This is a genomic window from Streptomyces sp. NPDC087859, assembly GCF_044742595.1.
GTDB lineage: Bacteria > Actinomycetota > Actinomycetes > Streptomycetales > Streptomycetaceae > Streptomyces > Streptomyces canus_F.
The window spans coordinates 345,083-370,854 of sequence record NZ_JBIUUU010000010.1 but is presented as its reverse complement, the minus strand read 5'-3'; the positions used below and the strand labels follow the sequence as shown (position 1 = coordinate 370,854).

The following is a 25,772-nucleotide window of genomic DNA, read 5'->3' as shown; positions in this document are numbered from 1 at the left end:
ACCGAGCGGTGGGCCGGGGCGGCCGGTCGCGGCCCTCGGGTCGGGCATGGTCATCAGATACCGCGGCGCTTCCAGGACTCCCACCACAGCCACTCCCGCCCCCGCTCGGCCACGGCCGACCACACCAGCGGTTGCAGATACGGCATCGTCTTCGCTCCGATCCGCTGTCGGAGGCGCAGCGCGCGGTACTCGGGCAGTCGCGCGTAGCCCGGCAGGCATTCCCGCGCGAAGGCCACGAGTTCGTCGACGGGGACGACGTCGGTGCGCCCGCGGTCGTAGGCGCGGTAGGCGCGGCGCAGTGCGAAGCGGGCGAGGCGGGTGTGCACCGCGCCGGCCAGCCGGTCGGCCTGCGGCAGCAGGTCGGAGCATTTGTCGAGCACGGAGTCGTACGCCACCAGTCGCTGGCGCAGGTCGTCGAGCTGACCGCCGAAGTCGGTGGTGGACATGTTGTTGCCGTGGACGCGGTAGTAGGCCTGGTCGGCGCCGCGTACGTAGCCGACGTCGGCGCGGGCCGCGAGCCGCATCCACATCTCGATGTCGCCGGCGTGCGGCAGCGCCGGGTCGTAACCGCCCACCTCGCGCTGGAGGCTGGTGCGGACGACGACCTCGGGCGAGGTGATGCAGCCGGTGCCTTCGCGGAAGCGGCGCTCCAGCCACCAGTGCCCGGGGTAGACGGCCGAACCGGTGCCGCCGGTGCGGGCCTTGGGCAGCGGGCCGCCGTGCTGGAAGCGCAGGGGGCGGCCGTAGGCGAACCCCGCCTCCGGATGGGCGTCGAGGAGCGCGGCGGCGCGTACCAGTGCGCCGGGGACCAGGCGGTCGTCGGCGGAGAGCAGCGCGACGTAGTCGCCGTCGGCCCACTCGAGGAGGCCTTCGTTGTAGGTGGCGATGTGGCCCTTGTTGGTCTCGTGGACGCGGACCTCGATCCGCGGGTCGGAGGCCGCCAGCTTGCGCGCGGTCTCCGCCGAGTCGTCGGGCGAGGCGTCATCGATGATGAGGACCCGGACGTCGACGCCCTCCTGCTCGTCCAGGACGCTGCTGACGCAGTCGGCGAGGAAGTCGCCGTACTTGTAGCAGGGGATCACGACACTGACGGTGGACATCGGTGATGAGGCCAATCCCCGGGGTCGGCCTCCGCGGAGGCCGACCCCGGTGCGCACTAGTGCTTCTTACGGACGGTCTTGCTGGTCAGGGTCCAGTCACGGGACTTCACCATGTGGTGCTTCTTGTCCCTGGCCGTGACGGTGATCTTGAACCGCGTGCCGTCCGGCAGCGGGGCGGACAGATGGACGGACACCTTGTGGGTGGCCCGGTCGTAGTCGAGGACGGCCTTGACGTGGAGCTTCCTGGCGACGGCGGCCTTGGCGCCCGGCAGGATGGTCACCGTCGCCTTCACCGATCCCAGCTTCGTCGCGCTGGGCAGCGTCGTGACGAGCGGATGCGCCGCGTCGGCGGTGCGCGCCAGCGAGGAGGCGGTCTCCTCCGACGTGGTGCCCGACGTCAGCGAGGCGGACGGGTCCTCGGCGGTGAAGAGCGGCCCGACCCAGTAGTTCGCGGATCCGTAGGAACCGTTGGGGAAGGCCACGTCACTGCCGTACCGGTAGAGCCCGTTGCGGGCCGTGCTGATGTCGGCGGGGGCGGTCAGCGGATACGACTTGTGGGCCGACGCGAAGTAGCCGCCGTCCACCGCGTAGTTGCCGTTCGGTGCGTGGTAGGAGACGACGTACGCGGTGTCCGCGCTGATCGCCACCGGGGTGGTGAAGGTCATCGTCTGCCAGCCGGAGGCGGACTCGCTGGTGAAGGTCCCGGAGGCGAGGAGCGTGCCGCCGGCGGACCAGAGGCTGCCCGTGTGGGTGCCGGTGTTGGTCGCTCCCTTGTAGAAGGTGACGCCGGTGACCCAGCCGCTCGCCGAGGACTGGAACCGGGTGCCCAGTTCGAGGGAGTTGGGGTCGTCGGTGACGGCGGTCCTGGCCGGCACCGTGGCGGAGTTCCACAGCGTGCAGGGGCAGGTGACCGCGGGCGGGGAGGAACTGGTGGTGAACGTCCATGTCACCGGGGCAGCCATGGCGTTGCCCCACAGGTCCTCGGCCTGGACGGAGGCGGTGTACGTGGTGTGCAGCTCCAGCTCCGTCGACGGGGTGAAGGTCGCCTTGTTCGACGCGGGCAGCGTCTTGGCGCCCGGCACGGTGTTGCCGTTCGGGTCCTTCACCGTGAACGTCAGCGTGTCGCCGTCGATGGCGTGGTCGAAGACGGCCGACACCGGTGTCGTGATCGCCGCGCCGGTGGCCCCGGAGGTCGGGGACGTCGAGGTGACGACGGGCGGGGTCGTGCTGGCCGTCGCGGTGTCCAGCACCACGTCCACCCAGTAGTTGCTGCCCGAGGACGCCGAGGACGGGAAGGCGCTGGTGGAGCTGTAGCGGTAGACGCCGTTGCCGCCGTCGGTGCCGGACTTCAGGGCCGTCAGCGGGGCCAGGCCCGCGGAGTTGTTCGAGAAGTAGCCGCCGTCGTAGGAGTAGCCGCCGTTGGGGGCGAAGTACGAGGCGATGTAGGTGGTGTTGGCCTTGACGGTCACCGGGGTGGAGAAGTTCAGCTGCTGCCAGCCGGAGGCCGTCTCGTTGGTGAAGGTGCCGGTGGCCAGGCGGGTGCCGGAGGCGCTCCACAGGCTGCCGGTGTGGGTGCCGGTGTTGGCGGGCGACTTGTAGAAGCGGACACCGGTGATCGAACCGGCCACCGTGGTACGGATCTTGACGCCGAGCTCGAGCGGACCGGCGTCACCCGCGTTGAGGGTGCCGGGGACGGCCGTCGCCGGCCAGATGGTGCAGGGGCAGGCCTGGGGGCCGACGGTCAGCGGGATGGTGGTGACGGCGCCGATGTTGACGCTGTCGTCCACCGCGCGCACCTTGACCGAGGCGCTGCCCGGGGTCGTCGGCGTCCAGCTGTAGGTCCAGGACGCGAGACCGGTGGCGGCGTTCCACGTGGTTCCGCCGTCTGTGGACACCTCGACGCGGGCCACCACGCCCCCGCCGGAGTCGGTGGCGGTGCCCTTGACGGTGACCGGCTTCAGCGCCGGGACGGTGGCCCCGGAGGCCGGGGCGGTGACCGTGATGGCCGGGCCGGTGGTGTCGGTGGAGGCCGTGGTGGCGGTGAGGTTGCTCTGCAGGCTCTTCGGCTGAACGCCCATGTCGGCGAAGACGTTCACGGTCGCCTGCTGCATGCGGACGTCCTCGGTGACCACGACGTCGTCGGGATCGTACGTCGGCAGGTTGGTCAGGCCCCACGACCACTGCACGGTCCCCGCCCCGAACACCAGGGCCCCGGAGTCCTGGTCGCGGAACTCGACGAGATTGTGCGTCGCCGTCCCGTTGCCGTACATGTTGCCCCAGTCGAGGCGGTACTTGCCGTCGTCGATGTCCACGGTCGTGGACGACAGATGGATGGCGCCGGCGGGCCTGGTGCTGTTGACGATGTCGCTGTCCCACTCGTAGCCGAGGGTGCCCGCCGGGAACGTGGCGGTCTGGCTGGACGTGAGGTTCGCGATGGAGGTGTTGCGCCACAGTCGGTTCTTGCCGTACGAGCCGGGGACCGTGATCGCGTCGGCGCGGTAGCCGTTCACGGTGAACATGGAGCCGGTGAGGATGTTCGGCGGCTGGTAGGCCATGCCGTACTGGGTGCTGGTCGGGTCCATCCAGGTGCCGGTCCATTCACCGCTGGGATCGGCGATGCCGTTGCCCTGCACCATCTTGGTCATCTTGTAGCAGGTCAGGGTGCGGTTCGAGGTGCTGGTGCCGTCGATGCTCGGGGTGAGCCGCGTCTTCCAGAAGACCTCGTTGCCGCTGAAGTAGCCCTGCCGCACGCCGGCCTTCCGGGCCGCCAGGACGTTGTTGTACTGGCTCTGCGTCCAGTACTCGTCATGCCCCGAGGACAGATACACGTCGTGGTTCCTGAGCAGGGTGTCGCCACGGGTCGACACGTCCACGCCGGACAGATAGCTGACGTCGTAGCCGTTGCGCTCCAGCCACGACAGCATCATGAACTCGGAGCCGTAGATGCCGTTGTCCCCGCCGATGTCCAGCGGCCGGTTGTAACTGACCTCGTAGGCACGGCCGTCCGGCGCCGGTCCGGTGCCTCCGTAGAGGTCCTGCCCGCCGTAGTCGTTGTACGCCTGCCAGGTCTGGTCGCTGGTCTGCACGACGATGTCGGAGGTGCTGGAGTCCTTGCGGACGACGAACGGGTACGGCATCAGGCCGTCGCCGTCCGTCTGCGTCAGGTTCGCGATGTACAGGCCGGACACGGCGTCGCTGGGCACGGTCCAGTTCACGGTCACGGGCCAGTTGCCGCAGTCGACCAGGCCGGTACTCGCCTTGGTGGTGCAACTGGCGGGCTGGTTCGTGTAGTTGGCCGGGTAGGTCACGGCCGCCTGCGCGGTGGTCGACATCAGGCGCGCCCCGTCACCGCCGTACCAGCCCAGTCGGTAGATCTCCACGCGGTAGGTGACCGGTGACTGGATCTTGAACTGGACGGTGTCACCCGCCTGGACGCTCTCCTTGGTGGTGAACCCCTTGATGTCACCGTAGGAGTTGGGCGAGTACCAGTCGGACATCGGGCTGCCCGTCTTGGAGTTCTCGCAGACGACAGCGTTCGAGCCCGTTCCGCAGGGATCGGACGCCGCCGCCTGGGCGGATACGGCCTGCGGGAGCACCGCCCATATCAATGCTGCTGCGACGGCGAGGCGCCCGCCCCGGAGCCGTCTGCCCCATCTGTTCATGTGTACCTCTCAGCGGTGCTGTGCAGGAGCGCCCCGTGACGTGGGGGTGGAGCGTGTTGAGGGGCCGGTCAGCCGCGGAGGGCGTGGGCGAGGGTGTCCACGACTCGTTGCTGCTGGTCGGCGGTGAGGTGCGGGTGGAGCGGAAGCGACAGGATCCGGTCCGCCGTCTGTTCGGCGTGGGGGAAGTCGCCCCGGGCGTGGCCGAGATGGCGGTACGCCGGCGTGAGGTGGACCGGGGCGGGATAGTGCACTCCGGCACCGATGCCCTCGGCGTTGAGCTTGCCGACGATGTCGTCGCGGTCGGCGTCGGCGACCTGGACGACGTAGAGGTGCCAGACGTGGACGTTGCCCGTGTCCGTCGTCGGGAGCACCACCTGGCCGCCGGCCGCCAGGTCGGCGAGGAGCGTGTCGTAGCGGGCGGCGGCCGCGCGTCGGGCGGCGTTGCCGTCCGCCAGCCGGGCGAGCTTCGCCCGCAGGACGACGGCCTGGAGCCCGTCCAGTCGGCTGTTGAACCCCGGGACGTCGTGGCGGTACTTGGCGACGCCGCCGTGGTTGGCGATCGCGCGCACCAGGTCGGCCTGTTCCGCGTCGTCGGTCAGCACCGCGCCCGCGTCGCCGTAGGCACCGAGGTTCTTGCCCGGGTAGAAGCTGGTGGACGCGATCAGGCCGCTGCCCGGTGACCGGCCGTCGCGGGTGGCGCCCTGGCACTGGGCGGCGTCCTCGACGATCCGTACGTGGCCGGGGAGGCGGCCGGACAGGGCCGACACGTCGGCCATCTGCCCGTACAGGTGCACGGGCACCACGGCACGGGTGGCCGGCCCGACCGCGTCCAGTGCCGCCTGGGGGTCGAGCAGATAGGTGTCGGGCAGGCAGTCCGCGAGGACCGGTGTCGCACCGGTCCTGGCCACCGCGCCGGCGGTGGCGATGAAGGTGTTGGCGGGGACGACGACCTCGTCGCCGGGCCCGACCCCGCTGACGCGCAGGGCGAGTTCGAGGGCGTCGGTGCCGTTGGCGACACCCACGCAGTGCGCGACCGAACCGAAGTCGGCGTACTCGCGCTCGAAGCGGCGGACCTCGTCGCCGCCGATGAACGCGGTGTCGGCCAGGACCCGTTCGAATCCGGCCCGTACCTCGTCGGCGACGTCCTCGTGGGCCGCCTTGAGGTCGACCAGCGGAATCTGGTTCATGTCAGTGGTCCCCCCACTGTTCGTGGCGCGAGCCCTGCCCGCGTCGCAGTTCGTCGAGCGCGGGCGCCTCGGCCGCGCGAAGTCGTCGGGCCGGGCTCCCCACCCAGACCTCGCCCGGCGGAACGTCGCCGAGCACGCTGCTCCCCATCCCGATCTGGGACCAGGCGCCGACCGTCGCGCCCTCCCTGACAAGGGCTCCGGAACCCACGTAGGCCCCGCGCTCCAGCCGTACGCCGCCGCCGAGGCGGACGCCCGAGGTGAGCGTGACGTAGTCGTCGACCACGTCGTCATGGGTGAGGACCACGTGCGGCATCACCGCGACCTGCGCGCCCACCCTGACGGCGGCGGTCAGGACGCAGTGCGCGAGCAGGACCGAGCCGGGGCCGACCGCGGAGGTCGCCGACACCACCGCCGTCGGATGGACCACGGTGGCGTAGCGGTCCGCGGGCAGGCCGAGTCGGCGGACCAGCCGGGCGCGGGCCGCGTAGTCCCGGGGGTTGCCCGCACAGATCACCACGCGGGCCCCGGGCAGACCGTGGACCAGGTCGCAGTCGCCGAGGACGGGGACACCGTCGACGTCCGTGCCGTGCAGGGCGGGGTTGTCGTCGAGGTGTCCGAGCAGCTTGAGTTCACCCGCGGCGAGTACGGCCTGCGCGGTCTCCCGGGCGAAGCCGCCCGCGCCGATGATCACCAGTTCGTTCATCTACGGGCCTGCTCTCGCAGGGCCGCCACGACGCGGTCCTGCTGGGCCTCGGTCATCGTGTGGAACAGCGGCAGGATCAGCGAGTCCCGGGTGATCCGCTCGGTGACCGGCAGCGGTACGCCCGGGTGGCCCGCGTAGGCGGGTTCGAGATGCGAGGCCATGATTCCGCGCCGGGCGGAGACGCCGGCCTCGGAGAGCGCGGCGAGCAGGTCGTCCCGGCCGACGGGGAAGTCCCCGTCCAGCAGCACCCAGTAGGACTGGAAGTTGCTCTGTCCGTGCGCGGGGTCGCGCACGGGGGTGAGGCCGGTGACGCCCCGCAGCAACTCGTGGTAGCGGGACGCCAGTTCGCGGCGGCGCGCGATCATCGCGTCGAGCTTGCCGAGCTGGACCAGACCGATCGCGGCCTGGACGTCCGTCATCCGGTAGTTGTAGCCGACCTCGAGGTAGCTCTCCAGGACCGGCTTGTCGCTCGCATGGCGGTCCGCCGCGGAGGCGTTCATGCCGTGCTCGCGCAGCCGACGCAGTCGTGCCGCCCACTCGGCGTCGTCGGTGGTGACCATGCCGCCCTCGCCGGTGGTGACGAGCTTGCGGGGATGGAAGGACCACGCGGCGATCAGCGCGCCGTGTCCGACGGGCTTGCCGCCGACGGTGGAGCCGATGGCGCAGGCCGCGTCCTCCACGAGAGGCAGGTCCCAGTCGGCGCAGGCGGCGCGCAGGGCGTGCACGTCGGCCGGTACGCCGCCCTGGTGGACGGCGAGGACGGCCTGGGTACGAGGGGTGCGGACCGCGTCGACGGTGGCCGGGGTGAGGTTGCCGGTGGCCAGGTCGACGTCCGCGAACACCGGCTCGGCGCCGACGTACCGTACGGCGTTGGCGGTGGCGATGAACGACAGCGAGGGCACCACGACCTCGTCGCCCGGGCCCAGGCCGAGCGCGACGAGCGCCAGGTGCAGGGCGGTGGTGCACGAACTGACCGCGACGGCGTGCTCGGCGCCCACCCGCTCCGCGAAGGCCCGCTCGAACGCGGCGACCCGGGGGCCCTGGGCGACCCATCCGGACAGCACCGCGTCGGAGGCGGCCTTGGCCTCCTCCTCGCCGAGCCAGGGGATCATCACGGGGATGCGGTCGGTGCTCACTTGGCCGCCTCCCGCTCCGCGCGCCACCACTCCACCAGGTCCTTGAGACCCGTACGCAGATCGATCTGCGCCGTGAACCCGAGCCGCTCGGCGGCCCGCGAGGTGTCCGCGAGCCTCCGGCTCACCCCGTTGACGGCGCGGGCGGGCCCGTGCACCGGCTCCAGACCGGACGCGCCCATCGCCTCCAGCAGACCGTCGGCGAGTTCGCGCAGCGAGGTCTCCGTACCGGACGCGACGTTGAACACCTCGTCGGTGAGATCCGACTCGGCGGCCAGCACATTGGCTCTGGCGATGTCGCGGACGTCGACGAAGTCCATGGTCTGGGTGCCGTCGCCGAGGATCAGCGGCGGCTCGCCCGACTCGATGCGCTCCATCCAGCGGATGAGCACCTCGGTGTAGAGGCCGTGGATGTCCATCCGCGGGCCGTAGACGTTGAAGTAGCGCAGCGCCACGTAGTCCAGGCCGTACATGGCGTGGAAGCTGCGCAGCATGCCCTCGTTGAAGGCCTTGGCCGCGCCGTAGAACGTGTCGTTGTTGTACGCGTGGTGGCGCTCGGTCGTCGGGAAGACCTCGGCCATGCCGTAGACGGACGCCGACGACGAGGCGACGACCTTGGTGACACCGGCCGCGGCCGCCGCCTCCAGGACGTTGAACGTGCCGTCGACCAGCACCTCGTTGGCGAGCCGGGGCTCCTCCGCGCACTGGGTGATGCGGATCGCGGCGAGGTGGAACACCAGGTCGGCGCCCTCGGTGACCTTCTTCACGGTGTCGATGTCCCGGACGTCGCCCTCGACGACCTCCACGACACCGCTGGGCAGCGCCCGGGCGAGGTTGGCCCGCCGTCCGCGCACGAAGTTGTCCAGCACCACGATCTCGCGGGCGCCGCCTTCGGCCAGGAGGTCGACGAGGTTGGAGCCGATGGTGCCCGCTCCCCCGGTGACCAGGATCTTCTTGCCTCGTACGCTGCTCAACTGCACTTCCCTCTCACCGGACTTCTCAAGGAATGTCTCCATGCGTGCGAACGGTCAGTGGCCGGTGCGCAGGCCGACGACCGCACCGCGGAACTCCAGGCTGCGGGAGGCCGCTTCGAGGATGTCCAGCACCCTGAGGCCGGCCCGGCCGTCGGTCAGCGGCGCCCGGCGCCGGCGGATGGCGTCGCCGAACTCGTCGACCATGCTGCGCAGCGCCTCCTTCTCGCCGATGGCGGGGGCGACCATGTCGCCGGAGCGGTACGAGATGAGCATGTCCCGGCGTTCGTCCGCGCCGATCTCCTGGGGCGAGGCCAGGTCCACGCCCCGGTCGAAGATCGCCACGCGCTGGGCGGGGTTGAGGTCGTCCCAGACGAGGGTGCGCTTGGAGCCGCCCACCATGGTGGTCCGCACCTTGGTCGGCGACAGCCAGTTGACGTGCACGTGCGCGATGGCGCCCGTGCTGAGCGTGAGCGTCAGATAGGCCACGCAGGCCTGTCCGGCGCCGATCGGGTCGGCCCCGTGGGCGGCGACGGCGACCGGCACGACGGTGTCGGGGAGGATGAAGTCCAGGATCGACAGGTCGTGCGGGGCCAGGTCCCACAGGACGTCGATGTCCTTCTGGACGAGCCCCAGGTTGATCCGGACCGAGTCGACGAAGTGGATCTCGCCGAGTTCGCCGGAGCGGACCAGCTCCCGGATGCGGCCCACCGCGGGCGTGTAGCAGTAGGTGTGGTCGCACATCAGGGTGAGCCCGCGCTCCTCCGCCTCGGTCACCAGGCGCAGCCCGTCGGCGTAGGTCGCCGCGAGGGGCTTCTCCACGAGGACGTGCTTCCCGGCGCGCAGGGCGGCCAGGGCGATGTCGAGGTGGGTGCCGGCGGGCGTGGCCACGGCGACGGCGTCGACGGAGGGGTCGGCGAGGACGGCCGCGTAGTCCGCGGTGGGACGCACGGTCGAGTAGCCGCCCAGGACCCGCTGGGCCCGTCCCACGTCGAGGTCGCACAGCCAGCGCAGCCGGAAGCGCTCGCTGGCCTGGAAGTTGCGGACGAGATTGGGACCCCAGTAGCCGGCCCCGACGACTGCGACTCCCAACGGCTCCGCGGTCTCAGTCACTTGATCCCTCTTCTTCCGGTCCATCAGTAGGCCCCCGTTCCGCGCACCACCGCGGAGCCGGTGCGCGCCAGGATCGACAGGTCAAGGCCCATCGACCAGTTGTCCACGTATCCGAGATCGAGCCGGACCGCCTCGTCCCAGGGCAGGTCGGAGCGGCCGCTGACCTGCCACAGCCCGGTGAGGCCGGGTTTCACGAGCAGCCGCCGCTTGACCTCCGACGGGTACTCCTCCACCTCCTCGGGCAGGGACGGGCGGGGGCCGACGAGCGACATGTGGCCGCCGATCACATTGAGCAGCTGCGGCAGTTCGTCGAGCGAGGTGCGGCGCAGGAAGGAACCGACCCGGGTGATCCGCGGGTCCTCCTTCACCTTGAACAGCAGGCCGTCGCTGTTCTGGTTGAGGTGTTCCAACTCGGCTCGCAGGGCCTCCGAGTCGGGTCGCATCGTGCGGAACTTGAACATGGTGAAGTGATCGCCGAACCGGCCCACCCGCTGTTGTCTGAAGAGTGCGGGGCCGGAGCTGTCCAGCCGGACGATCAGGGCGATCGCCAGCATGGGCAGGGCGAGGAGGAACAGGAGCACCGCGGCGAGCGCGCGGTCCAGGAGTTCCTTGGGCAGCCGGGAGAGCCGGGAGAGGTTCGGCGCCTGGATCCGCATCAGCGGCACCCCGTTGGTGGGCCGTACGGTCAGCCGGGCGGCGGAGACGTCGGCGAGCACGGGGGCGAGCAGGAAGTCGACGCCCTGCACGGCGGCCGTCCAGGAGATGCGGCGCAGTACGGAGGCGTCGTACTCGGGCGCGGGCAGCACCACGACGGTGCCGATGCCCAGGGCCCGGATGACGTCGTCCATGGTGTCGACCCCGCCGAGGACCGGGAGCCCGAGCCTGCGGATCTCCGCCGCGTTCTGCGGGTCGCTCAGACACACCCCGGCGGCCTGGAGCTCCTGGACCCCGCCGCGCCGCAGCACGGCGACCAGTTCCACGATGCCGCGCGACGGACCGACCAGGAGGGTCGCGCTCCCGCCCCGTTCCCGGGCCCACCGCCGGTGCAGGCGGCGGCGCAGCGCGTACCGGACCAGGAGGGCGAGGGCGGCGGCCGGCATTGCGGCCATGGTCATGTCATGGAAGAGGCCCGGGTCCCGCGTGAACGTCCAGTGCGCGACGGCGGCCAGCGCCGGCAGGGCGACAGCGCCCCGGAGCACGCGCCGGTACTCCTCGGTTCCCAGTCCCAAGGCCCTGCGGTCGTAGGACCGGTGGGCCGCCATGGCCGCGAGCCACACCGGGGGCAGCACCAGGGCCACCGCCCAGCGGCCGTACACCGCGTGGATCACCAGGGCCGCGACCACGGCCGCGAGTCCGTCGGCGACCAGCAGGACTATCCGGTACTTCTTTTCCCAAGGTCTTCGGCGGTCTTGTGGATTCCTGCGTTCCACATCCAGTTGCTCATGCGTGACCTCAATGGTCATGCGCCCCCCACCACGTGCGCGGTTACCCCTGACCGAACACCGATGTGCCCCCGGCACAACGGCAGATGAAAGAAAGAAGCCTCAGCGGTTCCCCAACCGCCGCATGTCCCCTACATGTTGGCCTGTGCCTCGCGGCCTCATATTCCCCACCCAAACCGGCTCGGCGGCCCTCAATCTAGACCACCGGACACAGTCACGGGAACAGTTGGACGAAACACACATCGCATTAGTGACATCGACTGCATACTGCCCAGGTGACGAGCATCGTGATCCCGGCCCACAACGAAGCGCAAGTCATCGCCCGGCTACTGGATTCACTTCTGGCCGATTCCGAATCCCGCGAGGGCGAAAACGACATCGTGGTCGTATGCAATGGCTGCACGGACGACACGGCGCGGATCGCCGCCGCCCGCGGCCCACGCGTGCGGGTGGTCGAGATCCCCACCCCGTCCAAGCACGCCGCCCTGCGGGCCGGTGACGATCACGCGCGGGGCTTCCCCCGCGTCTACGTGGACGCCGACGTCGTGATCACGGGAGCCGACGTACGGGCACTGACCGACCCCCTGGACGACGGCGTCCCGGGCATCCTCGCCACCGCGCCCGAACGGCGGATCCCCCTGGACGGCTGTGCCTGGCGGGTGCGCGCCTACTACCGGGTGTGGCAGCAACTGCCGGTCGTGCGGGAGGGGTTGTTCGGCCGTGGCGTCATCGCGGTCTCCAAGGCCGGACATGCCCGGATCGCCGCGCTGCCGCCGCTGATGGCCGACGACCTGGCCGCGTCCCTGGCGTTCGCCCCCGCGGAGCGGCTCGTGGTCGGCGCGGCCGAGGTCGTCGTCCATCCGCCGCGTACGTGGCCGGATCTGATCAATCGGCGGATCCGCGCCGCGGTCTCCACCACCCAGGTCGAGCAGCACCGGGGACCGGAGGAGGCCACCGCCCGCACGAGCAGGGCGGACCTCACCACCCTGCTCCGCGGGCAGCCGAAGCTCCTCCCCGCGGTCCTGGTCTTCGTCGCCGCGGCGGTCGTCGCCCGGCGCAAGGCCAGGAAGGCCGTCAGGGCCCAGGACTTCGGCACCTGGCTGCGGGACGAGAGCAGCCGGCAGAACTGAACGCAGCGCACCTGGAGTCCTGGACATGTACCTCACCGACCGCTCCGCACCCGCCGGGGCGGACACCGAGCGGGGCCGAAGACGCGGTCTGCGGCCCAAGGTGGCCCCGGTCGTGCTCGTGCTGGGCACGGTCAGCCTGATCACCGACATCTCCTCGGAGATGGTCACCGCCGTCCTGCCGCTCTACCTCGTCACCACGCTCGGCTTCAGTCCACTGGGATTCGGCGCCCTCGACGGTGTCTACAACGGTGTCAGCGCGCTGGTCCAGCTCACCGGCGGTCACCTCGCCGACCGCGTCCGCAACCACAAGCTGATCGCCGGGCTCGGATACGGCCTGTCCGCGCTGTGCAAGCCGCTGCTCCTGCTCACGAGCAGCATCGGCGCGCTGGGCACGGTCCTCGCCCTGGACCGCACCGGCAAGGGCCTGCGCACCGCCCCGCGCGACGCGATGATCTCCCTGTCCACCCCGTCCGACCGCCAGGGCCGGGCCTTCGGCATCCACCGGGCGATGGACACCACCGGCGCGATGCTCGGCCCGCTGGCGGCGTTCCTCATCCTGAACGCGGCGGCCGACGGCTACGACGCCGTGTTCGGGGTGAGCGCGTGCGTGGCCGTGCTCGGCGTGGTCGTCCTGGTGCTGTTCGTGCCGGGAAGACGGCAGGAGACCCGGCACGAGGGGGCAGGCTCAGAGCCGGACACCGTGCCCGACACGGCAGGCGCACGGCCGGACGCCCCGCGCGACGGCGCAGCCACGCCGCAGGACTTCGCGCCGCAGGGCAGGCCGCCCGTGCGGGTGCGCGAGGCGCTCGCCCTGCTCCGCCTGCCCCGGCTGCGGGCGCTCGCCGGCTGTGCCGCGCTGCTCGGTCTGACCACCGTCAGCGACGCCTTCGTCTACCTACTCCTGCAACGGCGCGCGGGCCTGGCCGAGGAGTGGTTCCCGCTGCTGCCGCTGGGCACCGCCGTCGTCTTCCTGCTGCTGGCCGTACCCCTCGGCGCGCTGGCCGACCGGGTCGGACGGCACACCGTGTTCCTCGCCGGGCACATGGCCCTGCTCACGGCCTACGCGCTGCTGCTGTGGGCCCCGAACACACCCGCCCTGCCCTTCCTCGTCCTCGCCCTGCACGGCGTGTTCTACGCCGCCACCGACGGGGTACTGCCCGCCGCCCTGGCCGCCACGGTGCCCGAGCATCTGCGCGCCAGCGGTCTCGCGATCGTCGGCACCAGTCAGGCGCTGGCCCGGTTCTGCTGCTCGCTGGGGTTCGGCGCCGCCTGGACGGTGTGGGGCTACGGCCCCGCGCTGGCCGGCTCCGCGGTCGGACTGCTGTGCTGCGCGGTCGTCGCGGGCCTGGTGCTGAGACCGGGGGGCGGCACCCGATGACCACCACGGCGAGGCGGGACCCGATGACGACTGAACCGAAGAGGAACCAGATGACACCGCTGCGCCGCCGCCTGATCGTCCTCGTCACGGCGGTGCTGCTGCTCGCGGGACTGGGGACCGGCATGGTCCTGCGCGCCGCCGACCGCGCGGACCGGGCGAACCGGCCGCAGGCGGGCGGCCCCGCCGTCAGCGGGGGCAAGGTGACGCTCGGCCAGAAGGACCGGCTGATGTTCGTCAACGCGGCCGCCGGCCCGCACCGCACCGCGGTCGCCTCGGTCCCGTCCACCGAGCCCGGGAGCGGGCGGACCGCCTCGGACCTGAAGTGCGCGCGCTTCTACGCGGCCGCCGGCACGGGCGTGTGCCTCCAGTCCGACACCGGTGTCCTCAAGCAGAACAACCGGGCCCTGCTCCTGGACTCCGACCTGCGCACCCGGCACACCTACTCGCTCGCGGGCACCCCCAGCCGGGCCCGGGTCTCCCCCAGCGGCCGCTTCGTCGCCTGGACCGTCTTCGTCTCGGGCGAGTCCTACGCGTCCGCGTTCTTCTCCACCAGGACCTCGATCCTCGACACCCGCACCATGAGGCTGACCCCCAGCCTGGAGACCTTCTCCATCGATCTGGACGGCAGGTCCTACAAGGCGGCGGACGTCAACTTCTGGGGTGTCACCTTCGCCGCCGACGACGACACCTTCTACGCCACCCTGAACACGGACAACAAGACCTACCTGGTCCGCGGTTCGATCTCCCGGCAGACGGTGACCACTCTGATCGAGAACGTGGAGTGCCCGTCCCTGTCCCCCGACGGCACCCGGGTGGCCTTCAAGAAGCGGGTGCTGTCGCGTACGGATCTCTGGCGCGAATACGTCCTCGATCTGCGCACCCTGAAGGAGACGCCCCTGGCCGAACGCCACAGCGTCGACGACCAAGCCACCTGGCTGGACGACGAGACGGTCGCCTACGCGCTGCCCGCCGAGGGCAAGGTCGGCGCCAGCGACCTGTGGAGCGTGCCCGCGAACGGCAAGGGCACGCCCCGTCTGCTGATCGCCGGTGCTTCCTCCCCGGCGCCGCTCTAGCCTCCGCGGCTCAGACCCAGGCGGTCACCGGCAGGAAGGAGCTGTCCGTCCGGAAGAGATCGGTGCCGTTCGAACGCTCCACCCGCAGCTGGTAGTTGTAGTGGCGCAGGTAGTACCCGGGGTAGTTGTACGACTCGAAGCGGATCGAGCCGCTCGTGCTTCCCGTGCGGGCGATGAACGTCGCGTCCTTGGCGAACGTCGACGTGCCGTCGTTCGCGTCGAAGCGGGCGCGGAAGTCCCAGTGGCGCAGGTAGTTGCCGGCGGAGTCGCGGAACGAGTAGCCGCTGGAGTCCGCGAGGCCCGCCACGACGGTGAAGGTCGACGCCGTCTTCTCGGCGGTGGTGCTGGAGCTGGTCACCACCGGGAGGTTGAGCAGGGAGGACTGCGTCTGCCAGTAGCGGGTGGAGTAGTTGGCCGACCGGAAGGAGCGCGTGACGTTCTTCGCCAGGCTCGGGCCGCCCGTCACCGTCTCCTTGATCACCGTGAAGTGCCGGGCCGTACCGGAGACCACGGGCAGGGCCGCCGGGGCGGACCAGGTCGCGAACGTGTCGTAGCTGTCGCTGTAGTAGTAGTTGCCGTCGCCGTAGCCGTCGAAGAAGAGCCGCCAGGCGCCGTTGTCGAGCTGGACGAGCGCCGGGCCCTCGCGGTAGCTGCCCCAGCCGGCCCAGTCGCCGGTCCTGGAGATCGTGTAGGGGCCGGTCAGCGAGGAGGCCGTCGCGTACTCGATGTACTTGGTCGTCTCGTTCTTGGTGAACGCGTGGTACGTCGAGCCGATCTTCACGAGGAAGGTGTCGATGTGGTTCGCGCCGATGCCGGAGAGGGCCACCGGTGAACTCCACGCGGTGAGAGCGGAGTTCGTCGCCTTCAGCAGATACGGCGTGAAGATCCACTCGTCGCTGGTGACCGAGCAGGACACGATGACGTTCACACTGCCGTCGCTGTCGACGAACCACTCCGGCGCCCACGCCCGGGACAGGTTGGCGATCGGGACCGTGTAGTCGTACAGGAAGGTCCAGTTGACCCGGTCGGAGCTGCGGGCGAAGCCGATCGTGGTGCTGGCGTCCTGCCAGGTGTGGGTGGTGTAGGTGATGTAGTAGTAGCCGTTGGTGTGCTTGAAGATGCTGGCGTCGCGGATTCTGTTGCTCGGCGGGGTGTAGGCCGAGGACTGCAGCAGCCGGAAGTCGAGCGCGTCGTCCGACTGGTAGACGTTGACCGTGCCGTCGTTGCTGTTGAGGAACGGCACGATGGTGTAGCGGGTCGCGGAGCCGTTCGGCGGGGCGGCGGCGGAGGCCGCGCCGGGCAGGCCGCCCATCAGCACGGCCGAGGCGGGCAGGGCCGCCATCGCACGCAGCAGGGCGCGACGGGACGGGGCGGGGGGTCGTGTGGTCACGGGCGGCTCTCCCTCGGACAAACAAACAACGCGGCTCTGGTGTCCGACATGCCGAACGAGGTTCGGAAAGTCGATCAGAAGGTAGGGGCGAGGCTGAATCGCGTCAATGGTTTGCGCACGACCTGGTGAGCCCTGCGGGAAGGCTGTGCCGTGCACTGAACTTCCGCCCCCATCACGAGCGTTCCGGGACAGCGCTTCCACAGGTTACCGTTCGGTAGACAACGCGCTCCGAAGGTGGAGGGGTTCACATGGCGCTCGACCGTGCCACAGGCCTGGCGGAGTCGGCCCGCGCGCTGGCCGCCGGGGAGGTGACCTCCCGGGCCCTCGTGGAGCAGAGCCTGGAGCGGATCGCCGCCAGCCAGGGGTCCCTCAACGCCTTCCGGGTCGTCCGGGCCGAGGCCGCGCTCGCCGAGGCGGACGCGGCGGACAGGGAACTCGCCGCCGGAGTGCGCGGGCCGCTGCTCGGTGTACCCGTCGCCGTCAAGGACGACATGGACGTGGCGGGCGAGCCCACCGCGTTCGGCTGCCAGGGAGAGTTCCCGGCCGTGGCTCAGGACGGCGAAGCCGTACGGCGGTTGCGCGCGGCCGGAGCCGTCGTCGTCGGCAAGACCAACACCTGCGAGTTCGGGCAGTGGCCCTTCACGGAGGGGCCCGCCTTCGGCGCCACCCGCAATCCGTGGAGCACCGAGCACACCCCGGGCGGCTCCTCGGGCGGATCGGCCGCCGCCGTCGCGGCCGGCCTCGTACCGGCCGCGCTCGGTTCGGACGGCGCCGGGTCGGTGCGCATCCCGGCCTCCTGGACCCATCTCATCGGCATCAAGCCGCAGCGCGGCCGCATCTCCACCTGGCCGCGCGGCGAGTCCTTCCAGGGCATCACCGTCAACGGCACCCTGGCCCGCACGGTCGCCGACGCCGCCCTTCTGCTGGACGCGGCGAGCGGCAACCACGACCTCGACCCGCACCGGCCGCCCGCCGTCGACGCCTCGGGCGCCGTCGGACGCGACCCCGGCAGGCTGCGCATCGCGCTCGCCCTGAAGCCGCCGTTCACCGCGCTGCCGGCGCGGCTCCAGCCCGAGGTACGGGCCAAGGTCGTCGAACTCGCCGAGAAACTCGCCGCGTTGGGGCACACCGTCGAGGAGGCCGACCCCCCGTACGGGCAGATCGGGCTCACCTTCATCCCGCGCGCCACGGTCGGTCTCGCCGAGCGGGTCGGCGAGGCCCCCTTCCCCGCGCTCCTCGACCGGCGCACCCGGGACGCCGCCCGCCTCGGCCGACTGCTGGGCGGGGCACCGCTGCGGGCGGCGCGGCGGTCCGAGGCGGTCCTGCACCGTCGTATCGGCGGATTCCTCACGTCGTACGACGTGATCCTCGCGCCGACCACGGCCGCTCCCCCGCCGCGCATCGGCTCGATGCTGAAGCTGGGCGGACTGGCCACCGACCGCGCCATGATCGCCGCCTGTCCCTTCGCCTGGCCGTGGAACGTGCTGGGCTGGCCCGGGGTCAACGTCCCCGCCGGGTTCGTCGGCCAAGGGCTGCCCGTCGGGGCGCAGTTGCTCGGTCCGGCGCACAGCGAGCCGCTGCTGGTCTCGCTGGCCGCGCAGCTGGAGGCGGAGCTGCGCTGGCACGAGGCGTGGCCGCCGGCGCGGGAGATCGCGACGGATTCCCCGGCCGCGTGACGGCGTTCGGCCCTTACCCTGTGACCATGGACGATGCGTCGATGGTCGGGCTCATGGGTCGGGTCACCGGAACGGTGGGTCCCGGGCTCGTCGGCGAGGTGATCGTCCGCGTGCGGGGCGGTGCCGAGCACTTTCTCGCCTACGCGGCCACCGGCACGGACCGTATCGAGCGGGGCACCGTGGTGATGGTGGTGGAGTACCAGGCGCCGAGGACCGTCTACGTCCAGGCGGCGTACGACAGTTGAGCATGCTCCACCGCAGGTGAGAGCGTTGTGCGTCAAGGTTGTGACAAGGATCGGCAAGGGTCTGTATTCCGGCCTCGCCGAGGCGCACACTCCCTTCGTTCGGTGCCGAAAGGGCACCATCCAAAGGGGGCGAATGCCGATGGTCATCGGCGTCGTTGCGGGGGTCGCGGTCGTGGCCGTCCTCGCGTTGATCGGTGTGTTCAAGATGATGTGGCGCGTGGCCGAGCCCAATGAGGCGCTCATCATCTCCGGCTCCAAGCACAGGACCGAGGGCCTCGAGGAAGGTATGGGGTTCCGCATCGTCACGGGGCGCGGCACGCTGGTGCTGCCCGGCGTGCAGGCGGTGCGCAAGCTGTCGCTCGACCTCAACGAGACCGAGCTGCACGTGGACTGCGTGACCCACCAGGGCATTCCGCTCAAGGTACGGGGCGTGGTCATCTTCAAGGTGGGCGACGACTTCGTGTCGATCGCCAACGCGGGGCGCCGTTTCCTCGACCAGCAGAAGCTGATGTCGGAGCGGGTGCACAACGTGTTCGCCGGTCATCTGCGGTCCATCGTCGGCGGGTTGACCGTCGAGGAGATGATCCGCGACCGGGAGAAGCTCACCGGGCAGACCCGGGCCGCCTGCGGCACGGAGATGGAGAAGCTGGGGCTCATCGTCGACTCCCTGCAGATCCATGAGATCGAGGACCCGACCGGGTACATCCAGAACCTGGCGATGCCGCACGCGGCGGCCGTCCAGCGGGACGCGCGCATCGCGCAGGCGGAGGCGAACCGGCTGGCCACGGAGGCCGAGCAGAAGTCGTTCGCGCGGATGGCGGAGGCCACCCGGGACAGCGAGATCCTCCAGGCCGGATACCAGGCCGAGCGGGACAAGGCGGGCGCTAAGGCGCGCCAGGCCGGTCCGCTCGCGGACGCCGCGGCCCGGCAGGAGGTCGTCGTCCAGGAGACCCGGATCGCCGAACTCGAGGCGAACCGGCGGGAGCAGCAGCTCCAGGCGGACGTCCGCAAGCCGGCGGACGCCCAGGCCTACGAGAAGCGCACGCTGGCCGAGGCCGAGCGTGACGCGCGGATCTCCGCGGCCGAGGCCAAGGCGAAGGAGACGGAGCTGGCCGCGGCGGCCGAGGCGACCCGGGTCAAGACGGCCGCGGGTGCCGAGGCCGAGGCGACCAAGGCCCGGGGTACGGCCATGGCGGCGTCGACCCGGGCCACCGGTGAGGCGGAGGCCGCGGCGGCTCAGGCCAGGGGTCTGGCACAGGCCGAGGCGACGAAGGCCAAGGGGCTCGCCGAGGCGGAGGCCATCAAGGCACGGGCCGCCGCTCTCGCCGAGAACCAGGAGGCGGTGGTCGCGCAGCAACTCGCCGAGAACTGGCCGGAGATCGTCAGGGCGGGCGCGTCCGCGTTCGGCAGCGTCGACAACATGGTGGTCCTCAACGGGGCCGACGGCATGGCGGACATGCTCGCCAAGGCCCTCACCATGGGCGGCACCGGACTGGGGCTGGCACGTCAGCTGCTGGCCTCCATGAACCAGAACGGCCAGGAACCGGCGGGCACTTCGTCCCTCAACGGGATCGCGACGCCGCCGTCGGCGCAGAAGGTGCCGATGGACGACAAGTGACCCGTCACGTCTGATCACGGGGGCAGCCTCTAAGGTGCCCCCGTGACTGCGTTTACCGATGAGAACGTCCCCGGCCGCTCCGGCGCCACCGCCACCACCGAGGCCGACCCCCGCGAGGTGGGCCGGGTGCGCACCGAGTACTCACCCGCGCACGACGGCGACCCCGACCCGGGCGAGATCGTGTGGACCTGGGTGCCTTACGAGGAGAACGACGGACGCGGCAAGGACCGTCCCGTGCTCGTGGTCGCCCGGGAGGCGGCCGGGACGTTCCTCGCCGTGCAGCTGTCCAGCAAGCGCCACGACGGGGACCGGGAGTGGGTGGCGATCGGCAGCGGGCCCTGGGACCGCACCGGCCGGGATTCCTGGGTGGCCGTCGACCGCATCCTGCGCCTGCACGAGGACGGTATGCGCCGGGAGGCCTGTGCGCTGGACCGGATGCGGTTCAACCTGGTCAGGCAGCGGTTGCACGAGCGCTACGGCTGGACCTGAAAGGTCTTCTCGAAAGCACCCCGCACTACGTGGCCGGGCGTGCGGTCCAGCACCCCGAACACCACGTGCTCGAACACCGACGCGAACCGCCCGCCCGGCCCCAGCAGTGCGTGGAACGCCCCCGCCACCTGCGCGGGGTCGTTCTGGAAGACCCCGCAACCCCACGCGCCCAGCACCAGCCTCCGGTACCCCTCGGCCGCCGCCACCTCCAGCACTCGCTCGGCACGCACCGCCAGGGCGCGCGGCAGCTCGGCCGTGCGCTGCGGCACCGTACGCCGTACGACGCCCGCGTTCGGCGCGGCCGCGGTCAGGAAGCCCGCGGTGTACGGCTCGTCCAGCAGACGGCCGCGGTCGTCCCGGAACACGGGCACGGCCGGTGAGTGGATGACACGGTCCGTGTAGAACGCGTCGCGGTGGGCGCGGTGGTGGTCGTAGAAGTCCCTGGCCTCCCGTACGCAGACGTACAGCGCGCTGGCGCGGCACAGGGCCTCTTCCTGGGCCTGGGCGCCGTTGAGATAGCCACCGCCCGGGTTGCGGGCCGAGGCGAAGTTCAGGACGGCCGGCACACCGCCGAGCCGACGGGCGGCCTCCAGGCTGCTCTCGCCCGTGACCTCGACGAACGTGTCGCCGGGCGGGAGCTCCGGCACGGGCACGGGGTCCGGCCCGTACATCCGCGTACCGGCCCGTGCGGCCTCGGTCGGCGCCGCGATGGACACCTCGCGTCCGTCGGAGGCGCGATAGAAGCCCGCCTCGACGATCTGCTCCGTCTGCTGTGCGATGCCACGCAGGCGCGCGCTCATGGCGCCACCCCCGTGGGCGCCGCGAACGCGCGCCGTGCGCGCTCCCCCGTCGTGCTCATGCAGGCATCGTGGGCGATGCTGGTCATCCGGTGCAACGGAGTTTCCCGGCCTGGAAACCCCCAGCGAACGCAGAGAAAACGGAGATCGTCAGCCCTGATTACGACGATATGCACTCTTGTGCGATTCGCCTCGAGGGTTTTGGGTGGGACGAGTTATGCCGGTCCGGCCAACATCATCCGGGCCGGCGACATGGTGGAATCTCAGGAGGATCCCGACATGTCCGATTCGGTTACCGACTGTAGCGACTGTACGGAGCCCCGCACCGCTCTGTCCGCCGCCGAGGTGGAGGCCCTTGTCCGGGGCATCTGCTTCAAGACCGGACCACCCCGCACCGTCGGGGTCGAGGTGGAATGGCTCGTCCACGAGCTGCGCCTGCCGCAGCTCCCCGTCACACCCGAACGGCTCGAAGCGGCCTACGCCGCACTGCGGGCCGTTCCGCTGAACTCGGCACTCACCGTCGAGCCCGGCGGCCAGCTGGAGCTGAGCTCCCTGCCCGCCGCCTCCCTGACGGAGTGCATCGACACCGTCTCCGCCGATCTCGACGCCGTCCGCGCGACGCTCGCCGGGCACGGTCTCGGCCTCGTCGGCGTCGGCCACGATCCCTGGCACTCACCCCGCCGGTATCTGCACGAACCCCGCTACGACGCCATGGAGGCGTGCCTGGACCGCACCGGCCCGGCCGGTCGCGCCATGATGTGCACCTCCGCCTCCGTGCAGGTGTGCCTGGACGCCGGTTACGAGGAGCCTGGGCCACTCGGGCACGGGCGGCGCTGGTGGCTGGCCCACCAGCTGGGCCCGGTCCTGGTCGCCGCCTTCGCCAACTCCCCGCTGGCCGGCCGCGAGCCCACCGGCTGGGTCTCCACCCGCCAGCTGCTGTGGATGGAGATCGGCGCGGGCCGCGCGGGCGCTCCCCCGCTGGACGGAGATCCGCGCGAGGCGTGGGCGCGGCACGTGCTCGACGCCCCGGTGATGTGCATCCGGCAGGACGGCCGCGCCTGGGACGTTCCGGACGCCATGACCTTCCGCGACTGGACCCGCTCCGCGACGCCGAGGCCGCCGACCCGCGAGGACCTCGACTACCACCTCACCACGCTGTTCCCGCCGATCAGACCGCGCGGCCACCTGGAGCTGCGCATGATCGACGCCCAGCCCGGCGACGACGGCTGGATCGTGCCGCTCGCCGTGACGACGGCGCTCTTCGACGACCCCGAGGCCGCCGAGACCGCCTACCGCGCGGTGAAGCCGCTGGCCGAGCGGGCAATGGGGCCGCCCGCCCCGCACAACCCGCTGTGGCTCGACGCGGCCCGCACCGGCCTCGGCGACCCGGAACTGCACGACGTGGCCGTCCAGTGCTTCACGGCCGCCCTCGACGCCCTGCCCCGGCTCGGCGCGACCGCCGAGGTGACGGGCGCCGTAGCGGCGTACCTGGAGCGGTACGTACGCCAGGGCCGCTGCCCCGCCGACGATCTGCTGGACCGGTTGCACGGGAAGGACCTCCGCTCATGACCGACGACGCCGAGACGCTCCGCGTCCGGGCGCTGCACACCCTCACCACGGCGCGCGACCGCACGACGCTGCTGACCAGCTGCGTCGAGGACCCCGACCTCACCGCCCAGCACTCACCGCTGATGTCCCCGCTGGTGTGGGACCTCGCGCACATCGGCAACCAGGAGGAACTCTGGCTGCTGCGCAATGTCGCGGGGCGGGAGGCGATGCGGCCCGAGATCGACGGCCTGTACGACGCCTTCGAGCACCCGCGCGCGGAACGGCCGAAGCTGCCGCTGCTCCCGCCCGACGAGGCCCGCCGGTACGCCGGGGAGGTGCGTGGCCGGGTCCTGGACCTGCTCGAGTCCACCGCGTTCCACGGCACGCGGCTCACCGAGGCGGGGTTCGCCTTCGGGATGATCGCGCAGCACGAACAGCAGCACGACGAGACGATGCTGATCACCCATCAGCTCCGCACCGGCCCCCAGGCCCTGACCGCCCCCGACCCGGCACCGGCGCCTCTCTACACCGGTCCGGCCGAAGTCCTGGTGCCCGGTGGCCCGTTCATGATGGGTACCTCCGACGAGCCGTGGGCGCTGGACAACGAACGCCCGGCGCACCGGCGGGAGGTGGCGCCGTTCTACATCGACACGGCGCCGGTCACCAACGAGGCGTACCAGGAGTTCATCGAGGACGGCGGCTACCGGCTCGACCGATGGTGGGCGCCGGCCGGCTGGGACCACATCCGGCAGCACGACATCGACGCCCCGCTGTTCTGGAGGCGGGACGGCGACCAGTGGCTGCGCCGCCGCTTCGGCGTCACCGAGGTCGTGCCGCCCGACGAGCCCGTGGTGCACGTGAGCTGGTACGAGGCCGACGCGTACGCCCGCTGGGCCAGGCGGCGGCTGCCCACCGAGGCCGAGTGGGAGAAGGCCGCCCGCCACGACCCCACCACGGGCCGCTCGATGCGCTACCCGTGGGGTGACGCCGACCCGGCGCCCGAGCACGCCAACCTCGGCCAGCGGCATCTGCGCCCGGCCCCGGCGGGCAGCTATCCGGAGGGCGAATCCCCGCTCGGTGTACGGCAGTTGATCGGCGACGTGTGGGAGTGGACGGCGAGCGACTTCCAGGCGTACCCGGGCTTCGAGGCGTTCCCGTACAAGGAGTACTCGGAGGTGTTCTTCGGCCCCGAGCACAAGGTGCTGCGCGGCGGTTCATTCGCCGTCGACGCGGTGGCCTGCCGGGGCACGTTCCGCAACTGGGACTACCCGATCCGGCGGCAGATCTTCTCCGGCTTCCGCACCGCCCGTTCCGCGGAGGGCGTCTGATGTGCCGTCACCTGGCGTATCTGGGCCACGAGGAGCCGCTCGGGCGGCTCCTCACGGAGCCCTCGCACAGTCTGTACCGCCAGTCCTGGGCACCCCGGCACCAGCGCCACGGCACCGTCAACGCCGATGGTTTCGGGGTCGGCTGGTACGCCGGGGACGACCCGGTGCCGGCCCGCTACCGCCGGGCCGGCCCCATCTGGGCGGACCAGTCCTTCGCGGACCTGGCCCGGGTCGTGCGGTCCTCGGCTCTGCTCGCCGCGGTCCGTGACGCCACGCTGGCGGGCGCGGACGCCGAGGCCGCGGCGGCGCCGTACGCGAGCGGGTCGTGGCTGTTCAGCCACAACGGCGCGGTCAAGGGCTGGCCGCGCTCCCTGGCACCGCTGACCCCGACCCTGCCCGCCGCCGACCTGCTGGCGATGGAGGCCCGCAACGACTCGGCGTTCGTCTGGGCCCTGGTCCTCGCCCGCCTCCGCGCCGGCGACGACGAGAGCCAGGCGCTGGCCGACACGGTCCTGGAGGTCGCCGAGGCCGCCCCCGGCTCGCGCCTCAACCTCCTCCTCACCAACGGCGAGACCATCGCCGCGACCACCTGGGGCGACACCCTGTGGTACCTGACGTCCTCCCGCGGCACGGTCGTCGCCTCCGAGCCCTACGACGACGATCCGCGCTGGCAGGAGGTCCCCGACCACACCCTGCTCGCGGCGAGCCGCACGGACGTGCTGCTCACCCCACTGAAGGAGCCGAGTGACGCCGCCTCGGCCATCGCACCGTCGAAGGAGCCCCGTACGTGAGCCCGTTCCTTCTCACCCGCACCCTGCCCGAGGACGCCACCGAGGCCGCACTGCGCGCCGACGTCCTGCGCGGCCTGACCCGCACGCCGAAGACCCTGCCGCCGAAGTGGTTCTACGACGCCCACGGCAGCGAACTCTTCGACCGGATCACGGAGTTGCCCGAGTACTACCCGACCCGCGCCGAGCGGGAGATCCTCGTCGCCCGGGCCGCCGAGATCGCGGCGGCCTCCGGTGCCCGCACCCTCGTCGAGCTGGGCTCCGGCTCCTCGGAGAAGACGCGGTACGTCATCGACGCGCTGAACGACCTGCACACGTACGTGCCCGTCGACGTCAGCGAGAGCGCCCTCACACAGGCCGGGCACGCGCTGATCGCGGAGCGGCCGGGGCTGAACGTGCACGCCCTGATCGCCGACTTCACGGCCGAGCTCGCCCTGCCCGGGACGCCGGGCCCCCGGCTGGTGGCGTTCCTGGGCGGCACGATCGGCAATCTGCTGCCGGCCGAGCGGGCGGAGTTCTTCGCCTCGGTCCGTGCCCTGCTCTCCCCCGGTGACGCCCTGCTGCTCGGCACGGACCTCGTCAAGGACGAGAACGTGCTGGTCAGGGCGTACGACGACGCGGCCGGGGTGACGGCGGCGTTCAACAAGAACGTCCTGACCGTCGTCGACCGCGAACTGGGTGCCGACTTCGATCCCGGCGCCTTCGACCATGTGGCGCTCTGGGACGCGGAGAACGAGTGGATCGAGATGCGGCTGCGCTCCCGCACCGCGCAGACGGTGAAGATCCCGGCGCTGGATCTCGCCATCGACTTCGCGGCGGGCGAGGAGCTGCACACCGAGGTGTCGGCGAAGTTCCGGAAGGAGGGCGTGCGGGCCGAACTGTCCGCCGCCGGCCTGGAACTGGCCCACTGGTGGACGGACGAACAGGGCCGGTTCGCGCTGTCGCTGAGCACGGTGCGGTGACGGACGGCTCGCGCTCCGCCGCCACTTGGGGCACGGTGG

At 71.4% G+C, this 25,772-nt stretch carries 21 protein-coding genes; 11 read left to right on the top strand and 10 right to left on the bottom strand.

The genetic code is table 11. The features are described from left to right. Positions 1-53: 53 nt before the first annotated feature. From ACIOHP_RS26320 to ACIOHP_RS26285, 8 genes are all read right to left on the bottom strand, one after another. On the bottom strand, positions 54-1,100 hold the full coding sequence (locus ACIOHP_RS26320) for a glycosyltransferase family 2 protein (protein ID WP_401891429.1): 1,047 nt from the start codon (positions 1,098-1,100) through the stop codon (positions 54-56). 56 nt (positions 1,101-1,156) lie between these two features. Then, the gene (locus tag ACIOHP_RS26315; RefSeq protein ID WP_401891427.1) at positions 1,157-4,762 is read right to left on the bottom strand and encodes a DUF4082 domain-containing protein; all 3,606 of its coding nucleotides are present in this window, start codon (positions 4,760-4,762) and stop codon (positions 1,157-1,159) included. 68 nt (positions 4,763-4,830) lie between these two features. Beyond that, the gene (locus tag ACIOHP_RS26310) at positions 4,831-5,949 is read right to left on the bottom strand and encodes a DegT/DnrJ/EryC1/StrS family aminotransferase (protein WP_401891425.1); all 1,119 of its coding nucleotides are present in this window, start codon (positions 5,947-5,949) and stop codon (positions 4,831-4,833) included. A gap of 1 nt (position 5,950) precedes the next feature. Next, positions 5,951-6,652, bottom strand: coding sequence for an acetyltransferase (locus ACIOHP_RS26305; protein ID WP_401891424.1), 702 nt, complete (start codon positions 6,650-6,652; stop codon positions 5,951-5,953). Further along, positions 6,649-7,788: a DegT/DnrJ/EryC1/StrS family aminotransferase gene (locus ACIOHP_RS26300; protein ID WP_401891422.1), complete on the bottom strand. Its 1,140-nt coding sequence runs from the start codon at positions 7,786-7,788 to the stop codon at positions 6,649-6,651. The genes ACIOHP_RS26305 and ACIOHP_RS26300 overlap by 4 nt, the downstream gene beginning before the upstream one ends. After that, a complete protein-coding gene (locus ACIOHP_RS26295) occupies positions 7,785-8,765 on the bottom strand; it encodes an NAD-dependent epimerase/dehydratase family protein (RefSeq protein WP_401891496.1) in 981 nt (326 codons plus the stop codon). The genes ACIOHP_RS26300 and ACIOHP_RS26295 overlap by 4 nt, the downstream gene beginning before the upstream one ends. 48 nt (positions 8,766-8,813) lie before the next feature. Further along, complete coding sequence (locus ACIOHP_RS26290) at positions 8,814-9,869, bottom strand: Gfo/Idh/MocA family protein (protein WP_401891421.1); 1,056 nt, start codon at positions 9,867-9,869, stop codon at positions 8,814-8,816. Between the two features lie 23 nt (positions 9,870-9,892). Beyond that, positions 9,893-11,332 carry an exopolysaccharide biosynthesis polyprenyl glycosylphosphotransferase gene (locus tag ACIOHP_RS26285; protein WP_401891419.1) on the bottom strand — a complete coding sequence of 480 codons (1,440 nt, stop codon included), beginning with the start codon at positions 11,330-11,332 and terminating at the stop codon, positions 9,893-9,895. A gap of 254 nt (positions 11,333-11,586) precedes the next feature. Here ACIOHP_RS26285 and ACIOHP_RS26280 point away from each other — a divergent pair, with 254 nt between their 5' ends. From ACIOHP_RS26280 to ACIOHP_RS26270, 3 genes are read left to right on the top strand one after another with little or no spacing between them, the layout of a single operon-like run. Further along, positions 11,587-12,441 (top strand): glycosyltransferase, encoded by an 855-nt coding sequence (locus tag ACIOHP_RS26280; RefSeq protein ID WP_401891417.1) that lies wholly within the window; start codon positions 11,587-11,589, stop codon positions 12,439-12,441. 25 nt (positions 12,442-12,466) lie between these two features. After that, positions 12,467-13,819: an MFS transporter gene (locus tag ACIOHP_RS26275; RefSeq protein WP_401891416.1), complete on the top strand. Its 1,353-nt coding sequence runs from the start codon at positions 12,467-12,469 to the stop codon at positions 13,817-13,819. A gap of 23 nt (positions 13,820-13,842) precedes the next feature. Continuing rightward, positions 13,843-14,892: a TolB-like translocation protein gene (locus ACIOHP_RS26270; RefSeq protein WP_401891414.1), complete on the top strand. Its 1,050-nt coding sequence runs from the start codon at positions 13,843-13,845 to the stop codon at positions 14,890-14,892. Between the two features lie 10 nt (positions 14,893-14,902). On the opposite strand, the gene ACIOHP_RS26265 is transcribed toward ACIOHP_RS26270, so the two are convergent. After that, positions 14,903-16,282 carry a glycoside hydrolase family 43 protein gene (locus ACIOHP_RS26265; RefSeq protein WP_401891412.1) on the bottom strand — a complete coding sequence of 460 codons (1,380 nt, stop codon included), beginning with the start codon at positions 16,280-16,282 and terminating at the stop codon, positions 14,903-14,905. 248 nt (positions 16,283-16,530) lie between these two features. Here ACIOHP_RS26265 and ACIOHP_RS26260 point away from each other — a divergent pair, with 248 nt between their 5' ends. The 4 genes from ACIOHP_RS26260 to ACIOHP_RS26245 all read left to right on the top strand — a co-directional run bounded on the left by ACIOHP_RS26260 (position 16,531) and on the right by ACIOHP_RS26245 (position 20,310). Further along, on the top strand, positions 16,531-17,958 hold the full coding sequence (locus ACIOHP_RS26260) for an amidase (protein WP_401891411.1): 1,428 nt from the start codon (positions 16,531-16,533) through the stop codon (positions 17,956-17,958). Between the two features lie 26 nt (positions 17,959-17,984). Beyond that, positions 17,985-18,203 carry a hypothetical protein gene (locus tag ACIOHP_RS26255; protein WP_171139045.1) on the top strand — a complete coding sequence of 73 codons (219 nt, stop codon included), beginning with the start codon at positions 17,985-17,987 and terminating at the stop codon, positions 18,201-18,203. 133 nt (positions 18,204-18,336) lie between these two features. After that, positions 18,337-19,821 (top strand): SPFH domain-containing protein, encoded by a 1,485-nt coding sequence (locus ACIOHP_RS26250; RefSeq protein WP_361557661.1) that lies wholly within the window; start codon positions 18,337-18,339, stop codon positions 19,819-19,821. A gap of 42 nt (positions 19,822-19,863) precedes the next feature. After that, positions 19,864-20,310, top strand: coding sequence for a type II toxin-antitoxin system PemK/MazF family toxin (locus tag ACIOHP_RS26245; protein WP_307023171.1), 447 nt, complete (start codon positions 19,864-19,866; stop codon positions 20,308-20,310). On the opposite strand, the gene ACIOHP_RS26240 is transcribed toward ACIOHP_RS26245, so the two are convergent. After that, positions 20,295-21,110, bottom strand: a complete 816-nt coding sequence (locus ACIOHP_RS26240; RefSeq protein WP_401891409.1) for a TIGR02452 family protein — start codon at positions 21,108-21,110, stop codon at positions 20,295-20,297. The two genes, ACIOHP_RS26245 and ACIOHP_RS26240, sit on opposite strands and share 16 nt — an antisense overlap. A 276-nt stretch (positions 21,111-21,386) precedes the next feature. Between ACIOHP_RS26240 and egtA the strand changes: the two genes are divergently transcribed. The 4 genes from egtA to egtD are packed head-to-tail and all read left to right on the top strand — an operon-like array spanning position 21,387 to position 25,733. Further along, on the top strand, positions 21,387-22,676 hold the full coding sequence (gene egtA / locus ACIOHP_RS26235) for an ergothioneine biosynthesis glutamate--cysteine ligase EgtA (protein ID WP_401891408.1): 1,290 nt from the start codon (positions 21,387-21,389) through the stop codon (positions 22,674-22,676). Next, entirely contained in the window at positions 22,673-23,983 is a 1,311-nt protein-coding gene (gene egtB / locus ACIOHP_RS26230; protein ID WP_401891406.1) for an ergothioneine biosynthesis protein EgtB, read from the top strand. The genes egtA and egtB overlap by 4 nt, the downstream gene beginning before the upstream one ends. Then, positions 23,983-24,774, top strand: a complete 792-nt coding sequence (gene egtC / locus ACIOHP_RS26225) for an ergothioneine biosynthesis protein EgtC (protein WP_401891405.1) — start codon at positions 23,983-23,985, stop codon at positions 24,772-24,774. Before egtB ends, egtC begins: the two co-directional genes overlap by 1 nt. Further along, a complete protein-coding gene (egtD, locus tag ACIOHP_RS26220; protein WP_401891404.1) occupies positions 24,771-25,733 on the top strand; it encodes an L-histidine N(alpha)-methyltransferase in 963 nt (320 codons plus the stop codon). Before egtC ends, egtD begins: the two co-directional genes overlap by 4 nt. Positions 25,734-25,772: the final 39 nt, after the last annotated feature.